Annotated in this window: 15 protein-coding genes; 4 read left to right on the top strand and 11 right to left on the bottom strand. The window is 64.5% G+C overall.

Annotated elements, in window-relative coordinates; translation table 11 throughout:
* From VXM69_RS27360 to VXM69_RS27335, 6 genes are all read right to left on the bottom strand, one after another.
* A complete protein-coding gene (locus tag VXM69_RS27360) occupies positions 1–1,239 on the bottom strand; it encodes a fimbrial protein (RefSeq protein ID WP_367189544.1) in 1,239 nt (412 codons plus the stop codon).
* A gap of 75 nt (positions 1,240–1,314) precedes the next feature.
* A complete protein-coding gene (locus tag VXM69_RS27355; protein ID WP_124669120.1) occupies positions 1,315–2,646 on the bottom strand; it encodes a type II and III secretion system protein family protein in 1,332 nt (443 codons plus the stop codon).
* A 53-nt stretch (positions 2,647–2,699) separates the two neighbouring features.
* On the bottom strand, positions 2,700–3,599 hold the full coding sequence (gene cpaB / locus VXM69_RS27350) for a Flp pilus assembly protein CpaB (RefSeq protein ID WP_049032158.1): 900 nt from the start codon (positions 3,597–3,599) through the stop codon (positions 2,700–2,702).
* A gap of 90 nt (positions 3,600–3,689) precedes the next feature.
* The gene (locus VXM69_RS27345; RefSeq protein WP_049032157.1) at positions 3,690–4,184 is read right to left on the bottom strand and encodes a TadE/TadG family type IV pilus assembly protein; all 495 of its coding nucleotides are present in this window, start codon (positions 4,182–4,184) and stop codon (positions 3,690–3,692) included.
* On the bottom strand, positions 4,181–4,675 hold the full coding sequence (locus VXM69_RS27340) for a prepilin peptidase (protein ID WP_049032156.1): 495 nt from the start codon (positions 4,673–4,675) through the stop codon (positions 4,181–4,183). Before VXM69_RS27340 ends, VXM69_RS27345 begins: the two co-directional genes overlap by 4 nt.
* 88 nt (positions 4,676–4,763) lie before the next feature.
* On the bottom strand, positions 4,764–4,934 hold the full coding sequence (locus tag VXM69_RS27335; RefSeq protein WP_049032155.1) for a Flp family type IVb pilin: 171 nt from the start codon (positions 4,932–4,934) through the stop codon (positions 4,764–4,766).
* Positions 4,935–5,609: 675 nt separating this feature from the next.
* Here VXM69_RS27335 and VXM69_RS27330 point away from each other — a divergent pair.
* From VXM69_RS27330 to VXM69_RS27315, 4 genes are all read left to right on the top strand, one after another.
* The gene (locus VXM69_RS27330) at positions 5,610–7,292 is read left to right on the top strand and encodes a collagen-like triple helix repeat-containing protein (protein WP_367189543.1); all 1,683 of its coding nucleotides are present in this window, start codon (positions 5,610–5,612) and stop codon (positions 7,290–7,292) included.
* Between the two features lie 40 nt (positions 7,293–7,332).
* Positions 7,333–8,757, top strand: a complete 1,425-nt coding sequence (locus VXM69_RS27325; RefSeq protein ID WP_059557824.1) for a collagen-like triple helix repeat-containing protein — start codon at positions 7,333–7,335, stop codon at positions 8,755–8,757.
* A 144-nt stretch (positions 8,758–8,901) separates the two neighbouring features.
* Entirely contained in the window at positions 8,902–10,587 is a 1,686-nt protein-coding gene (locus VXM69_RS27320) for a ShlB/FhaC/HecB family hemolysin secretion/activation protein (RefSeq protein WP_367189542.1), read from the top strand.
* Positions 10,588–10,752: 165 nt separating this feature from the next.
* Positions 10,753–11,214, top strand: coding sequence for a DUF2147 domain-containing protein (locus VXM69_RS27315; RefSeq protein WP_034190131.1), 462 nt, complete (start codon positions 10,753–10,755; stop codon positions 11,212–11,214).
* Between the two features lie 103 nt (positions 11,215–11,317).
* Here VXM69_RS27315 and VXM69_RS27310 read toward each other — a convergent pair whose 3' ends face one another.
* The 5 genes from VXM69_RS27310 to VXM69_RS27290 form a co-directional block, all read right to left on the bottom strand.
* Positions 11,318–11,758, bottom strand: coding sequence for a transposase (locus VXM69_RS27310; protein WP_124608013.1), 441 nt, complete (start codon positions 11,756–11,758; stop codon positions 11,318–11,320).
* A 115-nt stretch (positions 11,759–11,873) separates the two neighbouring features.
* Positions 11,874–12,971, bottom strand: a complete 1,098-nt coding sequence (gene zapE, locus VXM69_RS27305) for a cell division protein ZapE (RefSeq protein ID WP_034190133.1) — start codon at positions 12,969–12,971, stop codon at positions 11,874–11,876.
* 98 nt (positions 12,972–13,069) lie between these two features.
* Positions 13,070–14,500 (bottom strand): dihydrolipoyl dehydrogenase, encoded by a 1,431-nt coding sequence (gene lpdA, locus VXM69_RS27300; protein WP_367189541.1) that lies wholly within the window; start codon positions 14,498–14,500, stop codon positions 13,070–13,072.
* An 81-nt stretch (positions 14,501–14,581) separates the two neighbouring features.
* Positions 14,582–15,859, bottom strand: coding sequence for a 2-oxoglutarate dehydrogenase complex dihydrolipoyllysine-residue succinyltransferase (gene odhB, locus VXM69_RS27295; RefSeq protein WP_034190135.1), 1,278 nt, complete (start codon positions 15,857–15,859; stop codon positions 14,582–14,584).
* 135 nt (positions 15,860–15,994) lie between these two features.
* Positions 15,995–18,859, bottom strand: coding sequence for a 2-oxoglutarate dehydrogenase E1 component (locus VXM69_RS27290; protein WP_034190136.1), 2,865 nt, complete (start codon positions 18,857–18,859; stop codon positions 15,995–15,997).
* Positions 18,860–18,886: the final 27 nt, after the last annotated feature.

Below are 18,886 nucleotides of genomic sequence, written 5' to 3'. Positions count from 1 at the left end.
TTACGACCGCTTCGTTGAGGATTGAATGATTCGCCTGAGCGCCGAGAGACCGCCGGCCGCACGCTGTGCCGCTCCCGGCGCCGGCGCACCCGCGAGGCGCTCGACCAACGGTCCGAGCGCACGTACATACGGATCGCGTTCCGTGACTTCCGCAATCAGCTTGCCCTGGTTCGCCGCATGCCCGATGGACACCCGCCGTGACGGTAACGTCGCGACCAGCGACAACTCCAGCCGTTCGGCGATCTGTGCAGGCATCAGCCCGAGATCTGCGTCGAACTGGTTGACGACGAGCCGAATCCGTTCGGTCGCGGCCCCCGCGTCGCGCAGCCCGTCCAGCATCTCCACCGCCGAAACGACCGACGCCACGCCCTGATCGCACACGAGCCATGCTTCGTCCGCAAGATTCACGACCTGCGCGATGAATTCGCGATTCGGGAACCCGCCGAGATCGACAATCTGGTGATCGAAGAACGCCCGCAGCCGATTGAGCAATGCCGAGCACGACGCCGTTGCAACCTCGCGCAGATCGGCGAGGTTCGGCGGGAGCGTCGTCAGTGCAACACCACTCGAATGGCGCGCGAGCGCAGTCGTCACGAACGTGCGGTCGATTCGACGCAGGTTGCGTACGGCTTCGACGAAATGGAATTCGCAGCGCGTATTCAGGAACAATGCACCGTCGCCAGCCGGCAATCCGAGATCAAGGAGCGCCGCCGTCAGTGCGGGATCGGCAGGCCGCCGCTGCATCAACACCGACAGGTTCGCGGCCAGCGTGCTCACGCCCATCCCGACGCGAGCGCCGAGCAACGCGGTGACCTTCCCGTGCCGATTCGCCGGCTCACCGACGTTGTCGAGCAACACTCGCGTGATCCGCAGCGCCTCGTCAGCCGGCGCGGAAAAATCGACAAAATCGCGCACGCCCGCGCGCAGCGCGGCGAGTGCTCCCTCCGGTTGCGCGAGCGAACCCAGCGCGACGACCGGCACCCCTGGATGTGATACGCGTACCGCGGCGACAACCGTACTCGCCGCCGCGCAATCACCCGAAAAATCGATGAACACCAGCGCAGGATTCAACACGCCGATGCGCTGCGACAATGCTGCACCATCGAGCGGCGCGCCCTCGACGGCGCCGGCCGAGACCAGCGACTGCGACAGCCAATGCACATGCTCCACAAGCGAGGATGCGCACACGAAGTGGTCGGTGACGGCGGGCTCAGCCAAAGAATAGGTTCTCGCATTCATCTTGGATACTCCCAATGAAGCAAGGCATCGCGTCGCGCGCGACGGCCTGCGCTGCCCCGTAACGACTCGGCGCGCTCATTTCGAGAACCCCGGTCCTGCGTCTGGCGACGCCATGCCGCCCAGATAAGAACGCCACACGGGAGCATCGCGCTGCTCGGACAGTTCGCCCGGCGTCGCCGGCAGCGATGCGCCTTGCGCAATCGGTGCGACGAGGTGCGGCGTAACGATGATCACGAGTTCCTTGTCGTTCTGCTGGTAACTCAGATTCTTGAAAAACGCGCCGATGATGGGCAGATCACCCAGGAACGGCACCTTGTTGACGTTGGACGTCGTCTCCCGGTCGACCAAGCCGCCGATGACGAAGCTTTCGCCATCGCCAAGTTCGACGGTTGTGTCCGCACGTCGCGTTGTCAGCGCGGGCACCTGGATTCCGTTGATCGTGATCGAATGCACGAAGTCGAGCTGGCTCGACTCGGGTGCGACCTTCAGCGCGATCCGCCGCGGGTTCAGCACGGTCGGCGTGACAGTGAGCCCAACACCATAAGGTTTCCACTCGATGGAAATCGTGCCGAGCGATTGCGGCACCGGCACCGGAATTTCTCCGCCCGCGAGGAAGTTCGCACTCTGGCCGGACAACGCGACAAGCGTAGGCTGGGCAAGCACGCGGGCAAGATTGTTCGCCTCAAGAATCGACAGATCCGCGAACAGCCCATGCGACACCGAGTTGACGACGAGGTTGAACGCAGAAGAAATCGGCACGTTCGTATTGTATGTAAGCGAGCCGCCCGGCGTACCGGTAATCGACGTCAGCCCCGTCGGCGCGAATGCACCGAACGAAAAACCGTTGCTCTGCTTGAAGAAGTTGAGACCCGCCTGCTTCAGCACCGAACGGCTGAATTCAACGACACGCACGTCAACCTGCACGACGTTCTTGCCGGAAATCGTCGACGCATCAAGCGTCGTCCCGTCCTTGCCGCTGACTGTCTTCGCTGCATGAACCGCCCGCTGATGCCCGTCGAGGGTCCCGGACGCGCCGCCGATCACCGTCGTGCCGCCATACGTATTCACGCTCGGCGATGCACCGTCAAGCAGTGCACGCGCGGCACCACTCGTGACATTCACGTTGTAGACGGTCGGTTCGTCACGGCCACGCTCCCAGATCATCACATTCGTCGACCCGGCATTCTTCGCGACGAGCAACACGCCGCCGCGCCCACCCTTCACGACAAGCACATCGGCGACCGACGGATCACCAATCGCAACCCGCTGCAGCGTGTGCCCCATTGCAAGCTGCCGTTGTGCGCCGACCGCAAGGCTGATCGTCCCGCTCGTGTCGGCCGCGTCCGACAGCGGCGGCATTGCCAGCGCGCTCAATGCAATAGCCAATCCAATCAGTTTCTTTTTCATTGTTTTGGAGGCATCGATCCGCCCCCCTTCTCTGGTTGTCGTCTTCGTCCCGCTCAATAGGCGACCGTCTCGGCCCGCCCACCCCGAATCACTTCGATGCTGCCACCGCCCGCATGCCGCGTGGCTGCCCGCACCACCGCACGCGGGGCCGGCGCCGTCGCGCTCTTCGACAACTCACCCAGCATCACGCCGGCTGCGGCGAGCGCTGACGGACTCTTGTCGTCACCCACACGGACCGCGACGGTCTGCGTCGCGACATCGTCGTCGCGCGGGCTGCGAAGCGCGAGGACGATCCGGCCGCTCTGTTCGGCAAGCGTCAGCGCATCCACCTGCGCGGTCGGCACTGCCAGCACCGCGGTCCGTATCCCGACCACGGAACCGTTTGAGCTGTCCCGCTCGGTTGTGGCATCGCCAAACGACAGCACGCGGACCTTCGACATCAGCAATCGAGCCTGAGTATTCACGATCTCGGCCGTCGACGTCCCGCCAATCGCCACGCCAGTCCCATCGCGTTTCAGGTTCAGGAACACGTCGACATAGTTGCCGGGCCGCACTCGGTTGCCAACCGCGTTGGTCTCGTCGACCTTGATCGCGACGGCGCGTTCTCCCGGTGCGATCTGCTCGGCAAGGCCGGAGGACAGTGCGCTTGCAACGACGGCCGCCTGCGCGGGAATGTCGGCAGCGGGAATGCGGCCAACCAGTTGCAGCGGATCGGCAAACGCACCCTTTGGCGCGGCCGTCGACTGTTGAATCTTCAACGCATCGGCCGGAATCGGCTGGCCGGCCTGCAATGGCCGGGTCGCCACAACGACGGGCACGCTTTGCGTCGCCACCGTCGCGGCAACCGGCGCGACGTCGGCCGGCTTGCGGCCGAGCATCCACGCATAGACGCCGAGCAGGACCGCGATCGCGATCAGCAAGCCCGCAATGATCTTCGTCAGGTTGTTGGCCATGGTGTTGTTATGCTTCCCCGCTACTCACGATTGAATTCTTCGTGCGACGTTGCCGGCCAGGCGTTCTCGACCCGGCACCATCGCTTCCATCTATAAGATGTTGACCGGGCTGATCTGCACCATCGCGGTTCCGACGAGCGCCGACGGCACCGGCAACAACGAGCCGAGCAGCGGAAACGGCGGGACCAGCGGGTTTTGCGAATACGGATAGGTCAGCGTAATCTGCACGCACAGCATCGTCGTGTCGTATGAACAGCTACCTTGCTGCGTCGGCGTGCATGTCGCCCCTTTCAGCCACGTAGTGAGGTTCGTTGCGGCCGTGCAGGCGGCCTGCGCCCGCGCCGCAAGCGCGGCTTGCTGCGCCGCCGGCACCGACGCAGCCGCCCCAACCTGCTGATAATTCAGCGCGGCGCGAGCGCCCTCGGTTGCCGCAAGCGTCAGGTTTTGCTGCGCGGCGAAGATCATTCCGTACGTGATGATCGCGTACAGGATCAGAAAGAACACCGGCAGCATCAACGCAAATTCAATAGCCGTCGCGCCACGCTCGCGACGCCGGATTCCTGATGCGAGACGAGAGAACGTCATTGAATTCCCCCGGTCGCGATCCGGTACACGCACCACAACGCCGCCGGAATCACGAGAAAGGCGGCATACGGCGACGCGCGGAAACCGGCAATCTCCATCGTCGGAGCACGTCGCTGCCACAGCGCAGACACCGGCGTACGGGTGGCAACGATCAGCGTGCCGGCATGGGCAAACGCGAGCAGGCTCGCCACGATCCAAAGCCACAACAGCGCATGGGCACCACACCACGCGCCCAGTACCGCGAATACCTTGACATCCGCAGCACCCATTACGCGCAGCACGAAAAATGGGAAAAGACTGATGAGGCCAATCAGTACGCCGACGAGCGCCTGATTTACCGATATGCCGAACGGGTTGTGTCCGGAGAGCACAAATGCAGCCACGAACCCACCGATCACCAGTGAATTCGGTATACGCCTGTGACGAATATCCTCGAGCGCGACGAGTACCGCCCACGCGAGGAAAACCCCGACGCCAGTTAGCAGGATCATTTACGCCCCGAGCGGCAAAACTTACCTACGCGGATTGCCGAAGCAATCCGCGCCCCTATCAGCAGGGAATTGAGCGAAAGCTCGTTCGTTATGCCGCCGGCAACTTGCTCGCGATGTAGCTGAACGCCCCCGAGATGCCACCCGTCAGCGTGGACATGGCACTGACGAGAGCGACTGCGATAAGTCCGGCAATGAGTCCATACTCGACTGCGGTAACCCCGTTTTCTTCCGAAAGGAAACGCTTGATGATTGCTTTCATTTTATTCCTCGTGCCTGTATTTACGTTTTCTGGCCTTTTATACGTATACGTCCCCGCATATCCGGCCCTTGCCCCGCTCGTTCGCCACATCTGCTGCAACGACAACCGGGTGCGCTTTCTTTATAGGTCGCCCCGAAGGGCATTGCTCACAATTTGATGCAAGTTAACATTCGCGATAGTGACCCTCCTCGAACGTTGTGTACCGAACCGTACATTTGCTTACATCTGCTCCGGATTCTATATCCGATCCTATTTAAGTTCCAACCTCTTTTAACGACTCTGTCGGAAAAAATCTTCAGGAGCACAGCGTATTTGTACGGCGTTTCGGTACGACTTACACATAGGATTTACGATAGGTTAGATGTGCACGCCTAATCCACCAGTAAAACAATTGCCTCGTCCATCAAGCCCGCTCGCCACCCACGTTACGCCGCACGCGTAACGCCAATGTTGTGACGTTACGTTACGAAACGGCCGAAACCGTTCTCATTCATCTGCACTTAAACAGATTCAACAATCTTTCAATCTCCTCGACTTCCTTTCCCGACAAGGAATTGCGTCGTTTAAAACCGGTTGTCGACCTGCCGGGCATCGAAATGGCACGACAGTTGCAGAGTAGTCCTCGCACCACTCAACACAACGCAGTTCACAACACATTTTTAATGCGAGGAAGAAATGGACATCAAGGTTATCCCTCATGGCGTGTTCCGGACGACTCTGATCGCGGCCACCGTTGCAGCCATGCTTTCCCTCTCCGCGTGCGGCGGTTCCGGTTCGATCAGCCAGGGGCTCGGCGGCGGCTCGAGCTCGGGCGGCGGTGACACGATCTCGACGTCGGGTGGCGGCAGCTCCGGCACGAGCGGCACCTCGGGCACGAGCGGTACCTCCGGCACCAGCGGCACCTCGGGCACGAGCGGTACCTCCGGTACCAGCGGAACCTCGGGCACGAGCGGCACCTCCGGTACCAGCGGAACCTCGGGCACGAGCGGGACGTCGGGCACGTCGGGTGTGTCGTCGAACGCGGTGGGACAGGTCCTCGCAAGCAGCAGCAATATCGTCACGGGTGTCGGCAGTACCGTCTCCGGTCTCGGCTCGGTCATCGGCAGCCAGTCGCTGCCGGGCGTCAACCCGGCCACCACGCAAGCCGCAGGCGGCATCGTGCAAAGCGTCGGCGGCGCGGTGACCGCACTCGGCAACGGCCTCGGCAACGGTCTCGGCCAGCTCGGCGCAACGAAGGATCCGCTCGGCACCACGCTCGCCAGCACGGGGGGCGTGGTCAACCAGCTCGGCGGCGCAGTCACGGACACCGGCAAACTGGTCACGAGCCTCGGCAGCGGCCCGCTGTCGCCGCTCGCACCGGTCACGGGTGCCGTCGGCGGCCTCGTGTCGACGCTCGGCGGCGCCGTATCGAACGGCGGCACGACCCTCACCAATGCGCTGTCGACCGGCCCGATCCAGCAAGTCACGCAGACGGTCAGCTCGGCCATCACGCCGATCACGACGATGGTCGGCCAGACGACCCAGACGATCGGCACGGCCACCGGCCTCGGCGCACCGGTCAACACGCTGCTCGGCACGATCGGCAACGGGCTGAACCAGGCCGGCGCACTGCTCGCGTCGACGGGCGGCAACCCGGTCACGACGGGCCTCGGCAACACCGTCTCGGCGACGGGCAATACCGTGAAGGCCGTCGGCGGCCTGCTCACGGGCGGCACCGGCGGCGTGACCAACCCGCTCGCCCCGCTCACGGGCCTCGTCTCCACGGTTACCGGCGCACTCGGCGGCGCAACGGGTGGCGGCAGCGGCCCGCTCGCACCGGTCACCGGCCTCGTCTCCACGGTCACCGGCGCACTCGGCGGCGCAACGGGTGGCGGCAGCGGCCCGCTCGCACCGGTCACCGGCCTCGTCTCCACGGTCACCGGCGCACTCGGTGGCGCAGCAGGCGGCGGCAGCGGCCTGCTTGCACCGGTCACCGGCCTCGTCTCGACGGTCACCGGCGCACTCGGTGGCGCAGCAGGCGGCGGCAGCGGCCCGCTCGCACCGGTTACCGGTCTCGTCTCGACGGTCACGGGTGCGCTCGGCGGTGCAACGGGCGGAACGAGCGGCGGTCCGCTCGCCCCGGTCACGGGTCTCCTCGGTGCAGTCACGGGTGCGCTTGGCGGCGTGGCGGGCAGCGCAGGCGGCAGCAGCCCGCTCGCCCCGGTGACGAATGCCGTCTCGACGGTCACCAGCTCGGTCGGCGTACCGGCACTGAGCGGCGGCACGGGTGCGGTCACGAACTCGGGCTCGTCGTCGAACCCGCTCGCGCCTGTCACGTCGCTGATCGGCGGCCTGCTCGGCGGCACGCACGGCAAGTAATCCGACATCCATTCATCGAAAAGACAGCGAGGAGTCCATCATGTCCCAGCAACGTTCCATCACGACGGCCGCCCTGCGCCAGTGGCGTGCGCCCCTCACCGCCTTCGCCGCGGCCTGCCTGCTGGCCGCGTGCGGCGGCGGCGGCGTCAGCTCGCCGCCGAGCAGCAGCAATAACAACAACAATCCGAGCACGAGCGGCACGTCCGGCACCAGCGGCACCAGTGGCTCGTCCACCGGCACCAAGGGTGTCGTCAGCACGGTCGGCCAGACGGCCAGCGACCTCGGCAGCACGGTCGGCAACATCAGCCTGCCGGGCCTCGGCGACGGCGTGACGAAGGGTGTCGGCAGCACGCTGTCCAGCACCGGCACGATCATCGGTGCGGCCGCCGATGCCGTGAGCAACGGGCTGGGACAGATCGGCTCGACGAAGGATCCGGTCGGCACGACGGTTGCCGGCCTCGGCAATGTCGTCGGCGCGACGAGCAACACGGTGTCCGGCCTGAGCTCGACGGTCAAGGCGCTCGGCACGGGTCCGCTCGCGCCGCTCGCCCCCGTCACGACGCCGGTCGGCACCGTGCTCGACACGGTCGCCAACGGCCTGACGGCCGCCGGCACGACGATCGGCTCGACGCTGTCGTCGGGCGCCGTCCAGCAGGTCACGCAACCGATCAGCTCGGCGATCACGCCGCTCGTGATCACGGCCGGCCAGGTCACGCAACAGGTCGGCACGACGACCGGCCTCGGCCAACCCGTCTCCGGCCTGCTCGGCCAGATCGGCGGCGCGATCAGCTCGGCGGGCAAGCAAGTCGGCGGCACGTCGAGCCAGCCGCTCGTCGGCGATGTCGGTCAGCTCGTGACCGCGGTCGGCAACACGGTGACCAACACGGGCGGCCTCGTCAACCCGAACGGCCCGAACGGCGCCGCACCGATCCCCGGCCTGATCACGAGCCTCGTCGGCGGCTCGACGGCGACCGTCCAGAACGGCACGTCGTCGGGTTCCGGCTCGACGAACCCGCTCGGCGGCCTGCTGTCCGGTCTCGGCTCGACGCCGCTGGGCTCGCTCACGGGCGCACTCGGCGGCGCAACCGGCGGCTCGGGCAGCGGCCCGCTCGCACCTGTCACGGGCCTCGTGTCGACGGTCACCGGCGCACTGGGCGGCGCGGCAGGCGGCAGCGGCGGCCCGCTCGCCCCCGTCACGAATCTCGTGTCGACGGTCACGGGCACGCTCGGTGGCGCAACGGGCGGCGCAGGCAGTGCAAACCCTCTCGCGCCCGTCACCGGTTTGCTGAATACTGTCACCGGAGCAGTGGGCGGTGCAGCAGGATCCGGTGGTGCGAGCCCGCTCGCGCCGGTCACGTCGCTGGTCGGCAGTGTCACGGGTACGGCATCGTCGGGCAGCGGTTCGACGGGCCTGCTGGCACCGGTAACGGGGTTGCTGGGCACGCTGGGTAGCGTTGGCAAGTAAGGACGACGGTCGCACCATCGCAGCCGGAGCGAATGGCGCGGCCGTACATACACAACCGGCATGGCGGCACGCGGCGCGCGACACCCTGGTGTCGCGCGCCGGCATTACAAAGAAGACGAAAAGCAAGGCCTACGAGGAAGAACAATGAAATCCAGACTCGACAGATGGATGATGCTGCTCGCCGTCGCGGCGGCAAGCACGGCACATGCACAATCGCGCGTCGGCGGTAACCCGCTCGACTCCCTTCCGCAGATCAACGCACCGAAGACCGGCCCGAACGTTACCGTGCAGGTCGCACCGCAAGCGCCGCAACTGCAGGAGCTGCTGTCGCGCCACCTGACGCCGTCGACGTTTCAGGTCGAAGGCGTGAAGTCGGTGCCGTTCGAGGAAATCTCGCGTCGCTTCACGCCCCTCGTCGGCAAGGACATCACGATCGGCGACCTGATCGAAACCGCGAACGGCGTGACGAAGCTGTACCAGGAGCGCGGCTACGCGCTGTCGTTCGCGTTCGTTCCCGCGCAGACGTTCGAGAACGGCGTCGTGCGCATCACGGTGGTCGAAGGCTACGTGTCGGACGTCAAGGTCACCGGCAAGCCCGGTGCGATGGAACCGAAGATCCGCGCGATCGCCGCGCACATCACCGACGATCGCCCGCTGCGCCGCGCGACGTTCGAGCGCTACGTCAACACGTTCGGCCTGCTGCCCGGCCTCACGGTGAAGGCGAACGTCCCGCCGCCGCAAACCACCGACGGCGCCACGACGCTCGAACTCGCGGTCGACCGCAAGCCGTTCAACGTCAGCACCGGCATCGACTTCAACCACCCGGGCGTCCAGGGCCTGATCACCGCGACCGAAAACGGCCTCACGCGATTCGGCGAGCAGCTGAGCATCTCGGCGCTCGCGCCGCCGGGACGCGACAAGCAGACCTACTTCGCGTTCAGCGGCGCGGTGCCCGTCGGCAGCAGCGGCCTGATCACGCGCCTCGATGCAAGTACGTATCGCGGCAAGCCGACCGACAATCCGGGGTTGCCGTCGTACGTGCAGCGTACGGTCAAGAACGAGAAGCTTGGTCTTTCGGCATCCTATCCGATCTTGTTGAATAATCAGCGCAGCCTGCTCGGCACCGTGTCGGGCTACGCATCGCACAACGAGGATCGCTACCAGAACCAGATCAACGGTGCGAGCCTCGATACGCGCTCGCAGGTCCGCGTGCTGCAGATGCAGCTCGACTACACGAGCGTCCAGCCGAAGCAGGTCCAGAAGCTGAGCGTCAACGTCGCGAAGGGTTTCAACATTCTCGGCGCGTCGAAGTCGCAGGACATCACCGTCGGCACGACGACGACCTCGGTGGACAGCCCGACTTCGCTGACCTTCCTCCGCACCGGCGCGACTGTCACGCAAACCAACGAATGGCCGTTCCGAATCGGGACGTCGGTTTCGCTGACCGGTCAATACAGTCCCGACTCGCTACCGACCTCCGAACAGATCTCGTTCGGCTCGACGCGCTACGCGCTCGGCTACCAGCCCGGCGAAACGTCGGGCGACTCGGGCTGGGGGATGTCGCTGGAGGTCAATCGCGGCTTCACGCCGGGCTGGACATATCTGAAATCGATCACGCCGTACGTCGCGTACGACATGGCGCGCGTATACCTGCACTCGGGCACGCCGTCACCGAGCCGCATGTCGTCGGTCGGCATCGGCGTGCGATTCACGGACAGCCGCTTCTACAGTCTCGACCTGAACGTCGCGAAGCCGATCGGCGACGCACCCGTCGAAAGCGCGTCGCGCAGCCCGCGCATCAACGCGGCCTTCTCGTATCAGCTCAACTGATCGGACACCAAACAGCCCGCGTCATGCGGGCTGTTTCGATTAGAGTCCCCTCTATCAAACGTGGCACGCGGTTTCACGTATTCTGGCGAAGCTCGCAACATGCCCGCCCCATGCAGACGGTCGTGCGGGCGAATGAACACGACATGCAAAACAAGGAGGATGACAATGATTCAACTGACCCGCCCGTTGCGTGCAATCGCCGTTGCCGGTGCGCTGCTCGCCTGCGCAGCCCCCACGTTCGCACAGGCCGACAGCCCCATCGGCATGTGGCAGACGATCGACGACAACACCCATCAGCCGAAGGCACTCGTGCAGATCGCCGAAGACGGCGACGGTGCGCTGACGGGCAAGGTCGTCAAGGGCCTCGGCGCGAACGATACGCCCGATCGCCGCTGCACCGCCTGCACGGACGAGCGCAAGGATCAGCTCATCAAGGGCATGACGATCATCAAGGCGATGAAGAAGGAAGGCGACCACTGGGACGGCGGCAACATCCTCGACCCGGAAAACGGCAAGGTCTACAAGTGCAAGATGACGCTTGAAGACGGCGGCCAGAAACTCGTGGTGCGCGGTTACATCGGCGTATCGCTGCTCGGCCGGTCGCAGACCTGGGTTCGCCAGCAATAACGCAGCACGCTGCCGACTCGCGCGGCGCAATGAAAAATCGGCCTGCGACGAAGTCGTCAGGCCGATTTTCTTTGGGTGCGGGCGTGACGGAAACCGATCCGCATCACGCCGCGTGCTTCAGCGAGTCGGGCGCGTAGGCGCCCGGTGTGCGATACGCGGGTACCGCATTGCTACGCGCCTCCGCCGCCTTCGATTGCGTGTGCTTGCGCATCCGTGCGGACAATTCATTGCACAGATTCACGCCCGAATCGCCATAGAGTTCACGCATCACGTTCAACAGCGTGCCCGTCTCGTGCCAGACCTTGAAGCGGCGATGGCAAGTTTGATACGACGGGTAACGGCGCGGTATGGCAGACCACGTTGCGCCGCTGTAGATCACCCAAAGCACGCCGTTCAGGACGGCGCGCGTATTGGCTAACGGACGACCGCGCAACTCGGTGCGCGGCTGCATTTCGGGCAGAAGCGGCGCAACGCAGCGCCACTCGTGGTCGGTCAGATCGCGATACGGTGTCATGGACATCTCCAGCCTTGGTAACCATGACACAACGATATCGGCTCACCTCAACGATGAATATAAGACAAATCCGAAAATACCCCGAGATTGCGCGAATTTGACCGGAATTGACGTTTGAATCCCGTCGATTACCCGGACGACGCAATCAGGTCAGCGACGTATCGACGATACGACGCGGCGTTTCGAGATACTCCTTCGACTGCATCTCGACGATTCGCGACACCGTGCGCGCGAATTCGTTGGCCATCGGGCCTTCGACGTACAACGCCTCCGCCGGCACCGCCGCCGACATCAGCAGCTTGACCTTGTGGTCGTACAGCACGTCGATGAGCCACGTGAAGCGTCGCGCCTCCGACGCCATCCGCGGCGACATCTGCGGCACCTCGGACAACACGATCGCATGGAAGCGGCTCGCCAGCTCGAGATAGTCGTTCTGTGATCGCGGGCCGCCGCACAGCGTCGCGAAGTCGAACCAGACGACGCCGTCCGCCTTGCGCAGCGCCTTCAGCTCGCGCTTCTCGATATGCAGGATCGGGCTTTCGTCGGGTACCGCCGCGAGCTTGCCGAACGCATGACGCAGTTCGCGATCGGCGTCCGCGCCGAGCGGCGTGTGATACATCTTCACCTGCGCGAGCGTGCGCTGGCGATAGTCGACGCCCGCGTCGACGTTCAGCACGTCGAGCTTGTCCTTGATCAGCGCGATCGCCGGCAGCATGCGGTCGCGATGCAGGCCGTCCGGATACAGGTCGTCGGGATCGTAGTTGGACGTCATCACGAACTGCACGCCGTTGTTGAACAGGCGGTCGAGCAGACGGTACAGGATCATCGCGTCCGCGATGTCCGACACGTGGAATTCGTCGAAGCAGATCAGCCGGTAGCGCTTCGCGATGCGCCGCGCGAGTTCGTCGAGCGGATCGGCCTGCCCTTTCAGTTCCTCGAGCTCGCGGTGCACTTCGCGCATGAACTCGTGGAAATGCAGGCGCGTCTTGCGCTGCACGGGCACGACGGCGTAGAAGCTGTCCATCAGGAAGCTCTTGCCGCGGCCCACCCCGCCCCACATGTAGACGCCGCGCGGGAGATCCGGGTGATTGATCAGCTTCTTGAACGCGTTCGAGCGGCGCGCCTTGTATTCGACCCACTCGTCGAAGCAACGCTGCAGGCGATCGACGGCCGCGCGCTGGGCGGGATCGGACTGATAGCCGCGCGTGGTCAGTTCGCGCGTGTAGTATTCGGTGACGTTCATCGGGCAAACCGGAAAGAACGAAGGCGAGCGGGAAACCCCGCCCGCCTTCGTCAAGAGACGGCTGCGCCGGCCGATGGCCGACAGGCGCTACACCATGCTCAGCTGTTCAGCGAGCGCTTGTCGACGGCGAGCGCCGCTTCGCGCATCACTTCCGACATCGACGGGTGCGGATGGCAGATGCGGGCGATGTCTTCCGACGCCGCCTTGAATTCCATCGCCACCACCGCTTCCGCGATCAGGTCCGACGCGTTCGCGCCGATCACGTGCACGCCGAGCAGCTCGTCGGTCTTCGCATCCGCGATCATCTTCACGAAACCGTCCGGCGCGTTCATGCCGAGTGCGCGGCCGTTGATCGAGAACGGGAACTTGCCCGACTTGATCTCGCGGCCTTCCGCCTTCAGCTGCTGCTCCGTCTTGCCGACCCACGCGATTTCCGGGTACGTGTAGATCACCCACGGAACGCAGTTGTAGTCGATGTGCGGCTTCTGGCCGTCGATCACTTCCGCGACCAGCACGCCTTCGTCTTCCGCCTTGTGCGCGAGCATCGGGCCGCGCACTACGTCGCCGATCGCGTACACGTTCGGCACCGCCGTACGGCAGTGGTCGTCCACGTCGATGAAGCCGCGCTCGTTCGCCTTCAGGCCGATCGCCTCGAGGCCGAGGTTGTCGGTGTTCGGCACACGGCCGACCGACACGATCAGGCGGTCGGCGTCGAGCGTCTGCGCGTTGCCGTCCTTGTCGGTGTAGGCGATCGACACGCCGTTCGCGGTCGTCTTCACTTCGCCGATCTTCACGCCGAGATGGATGTCGAGACCTTGCTTCTTGAACAGCTTGGCCGCTTCCTTCGCGAGCGCTTCGTCGGCGGCGCCGAGGAATGCCGGCAGCGCTTCGAGCACCGTCACTTCGGCACCGAGGCGACGCCACACCGAGCCGAGCTCGAGGCCGATCACGCCTGCGCCGATCACGGCGAGCTTCTTCGGCACCGAGTCGAACGTCAGCGCACCTTCGTTGTCCGACACGATCTTGTTGTCGACCGAGATGCCCGGCAGGTGACGCGCCTTCGAGCCCGTCGCGATGATCACGTTCTTCGCGGTGACGACTTCGGTTTCACCCTCGCCGCTCACTTCGATCTGCACGCCGGCGTCGGTCTTGCCGGTGAACTTGCCATGGCCCTTCAGCCAGGTGATCTTGTTCTTCTTGAACAGGAACTCGATCCCGCTCGTCATTTTCTCGACGATCGCATCCTTGCGGCCGAGCATCTTCGCGACGTCGATCTTCACGCCGTCGACCGTGATGCCGTGGTCGACCAGGTGATGCGACGCGTTCTCGAACTCTTCCGACGAGGCGAGCAGCGCCTTCGACGGAATGCAGCCGACGTTCAGGCAGGTGCCGCCGAGCTTCAGCGCGCCGGCCGGGTTCTTCCACTTCTCGATACAGGCAACGGTCTTGCCGAGCTGCGCGGCGCGAATCGCGGCGATGTAGCCGCCGGGGCCGGCGCCGATCACGACGACGTCAAATTCCTTGGACATGACAATCCTTTCTACTTGTACGCCCGCGGGTTCACGCGTGTGCGCGAACCCGCGGAGCGGGTCGATGCAGTGAGACTCGGCTTACAGGTCGAGCAGCAGGCGTGCCGGATCTTCCAGCGCATCCTTCATCGCGACGAGCGACAGCACGGCTTCGCGACCGTCGATGATGCGGTGGTCGTACGACAGCGCCAGGTAGTTGATCGGACGGATCACGATCTGGCCGTTCTCGACGACCGGACGCTCCTTCGTCGCGTGCACGCCGAGGATGGCCGACTGCGGCGGGTTGATGATCGGCGTCGACAGCATCGAGCCGAACACGCCGCCGTTCGAGATCGAGAACGTACCGCCCGTCATTTCCTCGATCGACAGCTTGCCGTCCTTCGCCTTCTGGCCGAATTCGGCGATCTTCTTTTCGATGTCGGCGAGGCTCATCTGGTCCGCGTTGCGCAGGATCGGCACCACGAGGCCGCGCGGCGAGCCGACGGCGATACCGATGTCGAAGTAGCCGTGGTAGACGATGTCGTTACCGTCGATCGACGCGTTCACGAGCGGGAACTTCTTCAGCGCGTGAACAGCCGCCTTCACGAAGAACGACATGAAGCCGAGCTTCACGCCATGTTCCTTCTCGAACTTGTCCTTGTACTTGTTGCGCAGCTCCATGACCGGAGCCATGTTGACTTCGTTGAACGTCGTCAGGATCGCGTTGGTCTGCTGCGATTCGAGCAGGCGCTCGGCGATACGCGCACGCAGGCGCGACATCGGCACGCGTTGCTCCGGACGGTCGTTCAGCCAGGTCGTTGCCGACGCCGGCACCTTCACTTCCGGCAGCGACGGCTTCGCGGCAGCGGCCTTGGCCGGTGCGGCGGCCGGAGCGGCCTTCGGTGCGCTGCCTGCGGCCAGCGCGTCGCCCTTCGTGACGCGGCCGTCGCGGCCCGAACCTGCGACGTCGCCCGCCGACAGGCCCTTCTCGGCCAGCAGCTTCGATGCAGCCGGCGATGCGGCGGCCGAGCTCGATGCCGTCGCGGCGGCCGGCTGGGCTGCCGGTGCAGCCGCGGCAGGCGCGGCGGCCGGCTTGACTTCGGCGGCGCCCGCCGCTGCTTCGGCGGCACCTGCCTTCGCTTCGGTGTCGATCGTCGCGATCACTTGATCGGCAACCACCGTGTCACCGTCGTTCTGCAGCACTTGCGCGAGCACGCCCGCTGCCGGTGCCGGCACTTCGAGCACGACCTTGTCGGTCTCGAGTTCGATCAGGATTTCGTCCTGTGCGACTGCTTCGCCCGGCTTCTTCTTCCACTGCAGCATGGTCGCTTCCGAAACCGACTCCGAAAGCTGGGGGACTTTGACTTCTACGATAGCCATGTGATTTTCCTGGATGCTTAATCTGGGGTATGACGAGGTTCGTGCGATTCCTTCGGCCGATGCGGCGCGCCACGCGCCCGGCAGGCCGGAAGAGACGGGAAAGCGCCGCGCGCCTTCCCGTTTCGCTTCCGTCGGTTATTTCGCGATCGATGCGCTCTTCAGGCGGCCGAAAGCACCTTCGATCAGGGCCTTCTGCTGCTCGTAGTGCTTCGCGTAGTAGCCAACCGCCGGCGAGGCCGAAGCCGGACGGCCGCTGTATGCCAGCTTCTGCCCTTCCTTCATGCCTTCCTTCAGATGGTGCTCGACGTAGAACCAGGGGCCCTGGTTCTGCGGCTCGTCCTGCACCCAGACCACTTCAGTCGCGTTCTCGTACTTCTTCATTTCGGCTTCGAACTGCTTGTGCGCGAACGGATACAGCTGCTCGATACGGATGATCGCGACGTCGTTCGCCTTCGCTTCGCGGCGATGTGCGACGAGGTCGTAATACACGCGGCCCGAGCACACCAGCACGCGCTTGACCTTCTTCGCGTCGATGCCGCCGTCGGTTTCGCCCAGCACCGGCTGGAACGAACCCTTCGCCAGTTCCGACAGGTCCGACACGGCTTCCTTGTGACGCAGCAGCGACTTCGGCGTTGCGACGATCAGCGGCTTGCGGAACAGGCGGATCATCTGGCGGCGCAGCAGGTGGAAAATCTGCGCCGGCGTCGTCGGCTGAACGACCTGCATGTTGTGATCGGCACACAGCTGCAGGAAACGCTCGATACGCGTCGACGAGTGTTCCGGACCTTGCCCTTCATAGCCGTGCGGCAGCAGCATCGTGAGGCCCGACACGCGGCCCCACTTCACTTCGCCCGACGAGATGAACTGGTCGATCACGACCTGCGCGCCGTTGACGAAGTCGCCGAACTGCGCTTCCCACAGCACGAGCGTGTTCGGCTCGGCGGTCGAGTAACCGTATTCGAAGCCCAGCACCGCTTCTTCCGACAGCACCGAGTCGATCACCGTGAACTTCGCCTGACCTTCGGCGATGTTCTGCAGCGGCACGTACGTACCGTCGTTCCAGCGCTCGCGATTCTGGTCGTGCAGCACCGCGTGACGGTGCGTGAACGTGCCGCGGCCCGAGTCCTGGCCCGTCAGGCGCACCGAGTAGCCCGATGCGACGAGCGACGCGAATGCGAGGTGTTCGCCCATGCCCCAGTCGAGCGGCTGGTCGCCACGCGCCATGTTGCGGCGGTCGTTGATCACGCGCTCGACGAGCGGGTGGACCTTGAAGTTTTCCGGGACCGTCGTGATGCGTTCGCCGAGGCGCTTCAGTTCGGCGAGCGGCACGGCCGTATCGGCAGCATCGGTCCACTTGCGGTTCAGGAACGGCACCCAGTCGACCGCGTACTTGCTCTTGTAGTTCGACAGGACCGGGTCGACCGTGTGGTGACCGTCGTCCATCGCCTTGCGGTACGCCTTCACGTAGTTGTCGGCGTCTTCCGCGGTGATCACGCCCTGCTGCACGAGCTTCTCGGCGTACAGCGCACGGGTGCCCGGGTGCTGCGCGATCTTCTTGTACATCAGCGGCTGCGTGACCGCCGGCGTGTCCTGCTCGTTGTGACCCAGCTTGCGGAAGCAGACGATGTCGATCACGACATCCTTGTGGAACTGCATCCGGTAGTCGATCGCGATCTGCGTCGCGAGGATCACGGCTTCCGGATCGTCGCCGTTCACGTGCAGCACCGGCGCCTCGATCATCTTGACGACGTCGGTACAGTACAGCGTCGAGCGCGCATCGCGCGGGTCGGACGTCGTGAAGCCGATCTGGTTGTTGATGACGATGTGCAGCGTGCCGTGCGTGCCGTAGCCGCGCGTCTGCGCGAGGTTCAGCGTTTCCATCACGACGCCCTGGCCCGCGAAGGCCGCGTCGCCGTGGATCTGCACCGGCAGCACCTGCAGGCCGTCTTCGTCGCCGCGGCGGTCCATCCGCGCCTTCGCGGAACCTTCGACCACCGGGTTCACGATTTCGAGGTGCGACGGGTTGAACGCGAGCGACAGGTGGACCGGGCCGCCTTCCGTCGACACGTCCGACGAGAAGCCCTTGTGGTACTTCACGTCACCGGCCGGCAGGTCGTCGACGTGCTTGCCTTCGAATTCGGCGAACAGGTCGGCCGGCATCTTGCCCAGCGTGTTGACCAGCACGTTCAGGCGGCCGCGGTGGGCCATGCCGATGATGATTTCCTGCACGCCGCGCTTGCCCGCGTGCTGGACGACTTCGTCCATCGCCGCGATGAAGCTTTCGCCGCCTTCGAGCGAGAAGCGCTTCTGGCCGACGTACTTGGTGTGCAGGTAACGCTCGAGGCCTTCGGCGGCCGTCAGGCGATTCAGGATGTGCTTCTTCTCGTCGATCGAGAAGTTCGGCGTCGCGCGGGTCGACTCCAGGCGCTCCTGCCACCAGCGTTTCTGTTCCGGATCGCTGATGTACATGTATTCGGCGCCGATCGTGCCGCAGTACGTGTCACGCAGGCCCTTGACGATATCGCGCAGCGAAGCCTGGTCGAAACCGAAATACAGGTTGCTTGCGCTGTACGTCTGGTCGAGATCGCCTTCGGAGAAGTCGTAGAACGCGGGTTCGAGCTCGGGAATGGCGGGACGTTCGCGGCGCTTCAGGGGATCCAGATTGGCCCATTGCGAGCCAAGGAAGCGATACGCGCTGATGAGGGACTGGACGTGAACCTGCTTGCGTGCGGCAGCCAGGTTGGTGCTGCTTTCGCGCGGGATGAAGGCATTGGCCTTCGCGCGCTCGGCGAACGATTCGACGATCGGGAAGTGAGCGACGTCATTGGCATTCGAGCCGTCCGTTGCAGGCACGTTCTGCAGCGCGTCGAAATACTCTCGCCAATTCTCCGGCACCGACGCCGGATTGTTGAGATATGCATCGTACAGTTCTTCAACGTACGAAGCATTGCCGCCGAACAGATAGGAGTTCAGCTGAAACTGCTTCATTACATCTGACATTTTACGCTCACCTTTCTTCGAGCTTCT

Origin of the sequence: Burkholderia sp. Ed8 (genome assembly GCF_040761425.1) — a bacterium.
In the GTDB taxonomy this organism is placed as follows: domain Bacteria; phylum Pseudomonadota; class Gammaproteobacteria; order Burkholderiales; family Burkholderiaceae; genus Burkholderia; species Burkholderia seminalis.
This window is presented reverse-complemented; position numbering and strand designations above follow the sequence as displayed.

Bases quoted from the DNA above. Each gene is read 5' to 3' on its own strand.
- VXM69_RS27290 (WP_034190136.1), bottom strand. From the start codon at position 18,859: ATGTCAGATGTAATGAAGCAGTTTCAGCTGAACTCCTATCTGTTCGGC.
- odhB (WP_034190135.1), bottom strand. From the start codon at position 15,859: ATGGCTATCGTAGAAGTCAAAGTCCCCCAGCTTTCGGAGTCGGTTTCG.
- lpdA (WP_367189541.1), bottom strand. From the start codon at position 14,500: ATGTCCAAGGAATTTGACGTCGTCGTGATCGGCGCCGGCCCCGGCGGC.
- VXM69_RS27335 (WP_049032155.1), bottom strand. From the start codon at position 4,934: ATGAAAGCAATCATCAAGCGTTTCCTTTCGGAAGAAAACGGGGTTACC.
- VXM69_RS27360 (WP_367189544.1), bottom strand. From the start codon at position 1,239: ATGAATGCGAGAACCTATTCTTTGGCTGAGCCCGCCGTCACCGACCAC.
- VXM69_RS27320 (WP_367189542.1), top strand. From the start codon at position 8,902: ATGAAATCCAGACTCGACAGATGGATGATGCTGCTCGCCGTCGCGGCG.
- VXM69_RS27355 (WP_124669120.1), bottom strand. From the start codon at position 2,646: ATGAAAAAGAAACTGATTGGATTGGCTATTGCATTGAGCGCGCTGGCA.
- VXM69_RS27345 (WP_049032157.1), bottom strand. From the start codon at position 4,184: ATGACGTTCTCTCGTCTCGCATCAGGAATCCGGCGTCGCGAGCGTGGC.
- zapE (WP_034190133.1), bottom strand. From the start codon at position 12,971: ATGAACGTCACCGAATACTACACGCGCGAACTGACCACGCGCGGCTAT.
- VXM69_RS27340 (WP_049032156.1), bottom strand. From the start codon at position 4,675: ATGATCCTGCTAACTGGCGTCGGGGTTTTCCTCGCGTGGGCGGTACTC.
- cpaB (WP_049032158.1), bottom strand. From the start codon at position 3,599: ATGGCCAACAACCTGACGAAGATCATTGCGGGCTTGCTGATCGCGATC.
- VXM69_RS27315 (WP_034190131.1), top strand. From the start codon at position 10,753: ATGATTCAACTGACCCGCCCGTTGCGTGCAATCGCCGTTGCCGGTGCG.
- VXM69_RS27330 (WP_367189543.1), top strand. From the start codon at position 5,610: ATGGACATCAAGGTTATCCCTCATGGCGTGTTCCGGACGACTCTGATC.
- VXM69_RS27325 (WP_059557824.1), top strand. From the start codon at position 7,333: ATGTCCCAGCAACGTTCCATCACGACGGCCGCCCTGCGCCAGTGGCGT.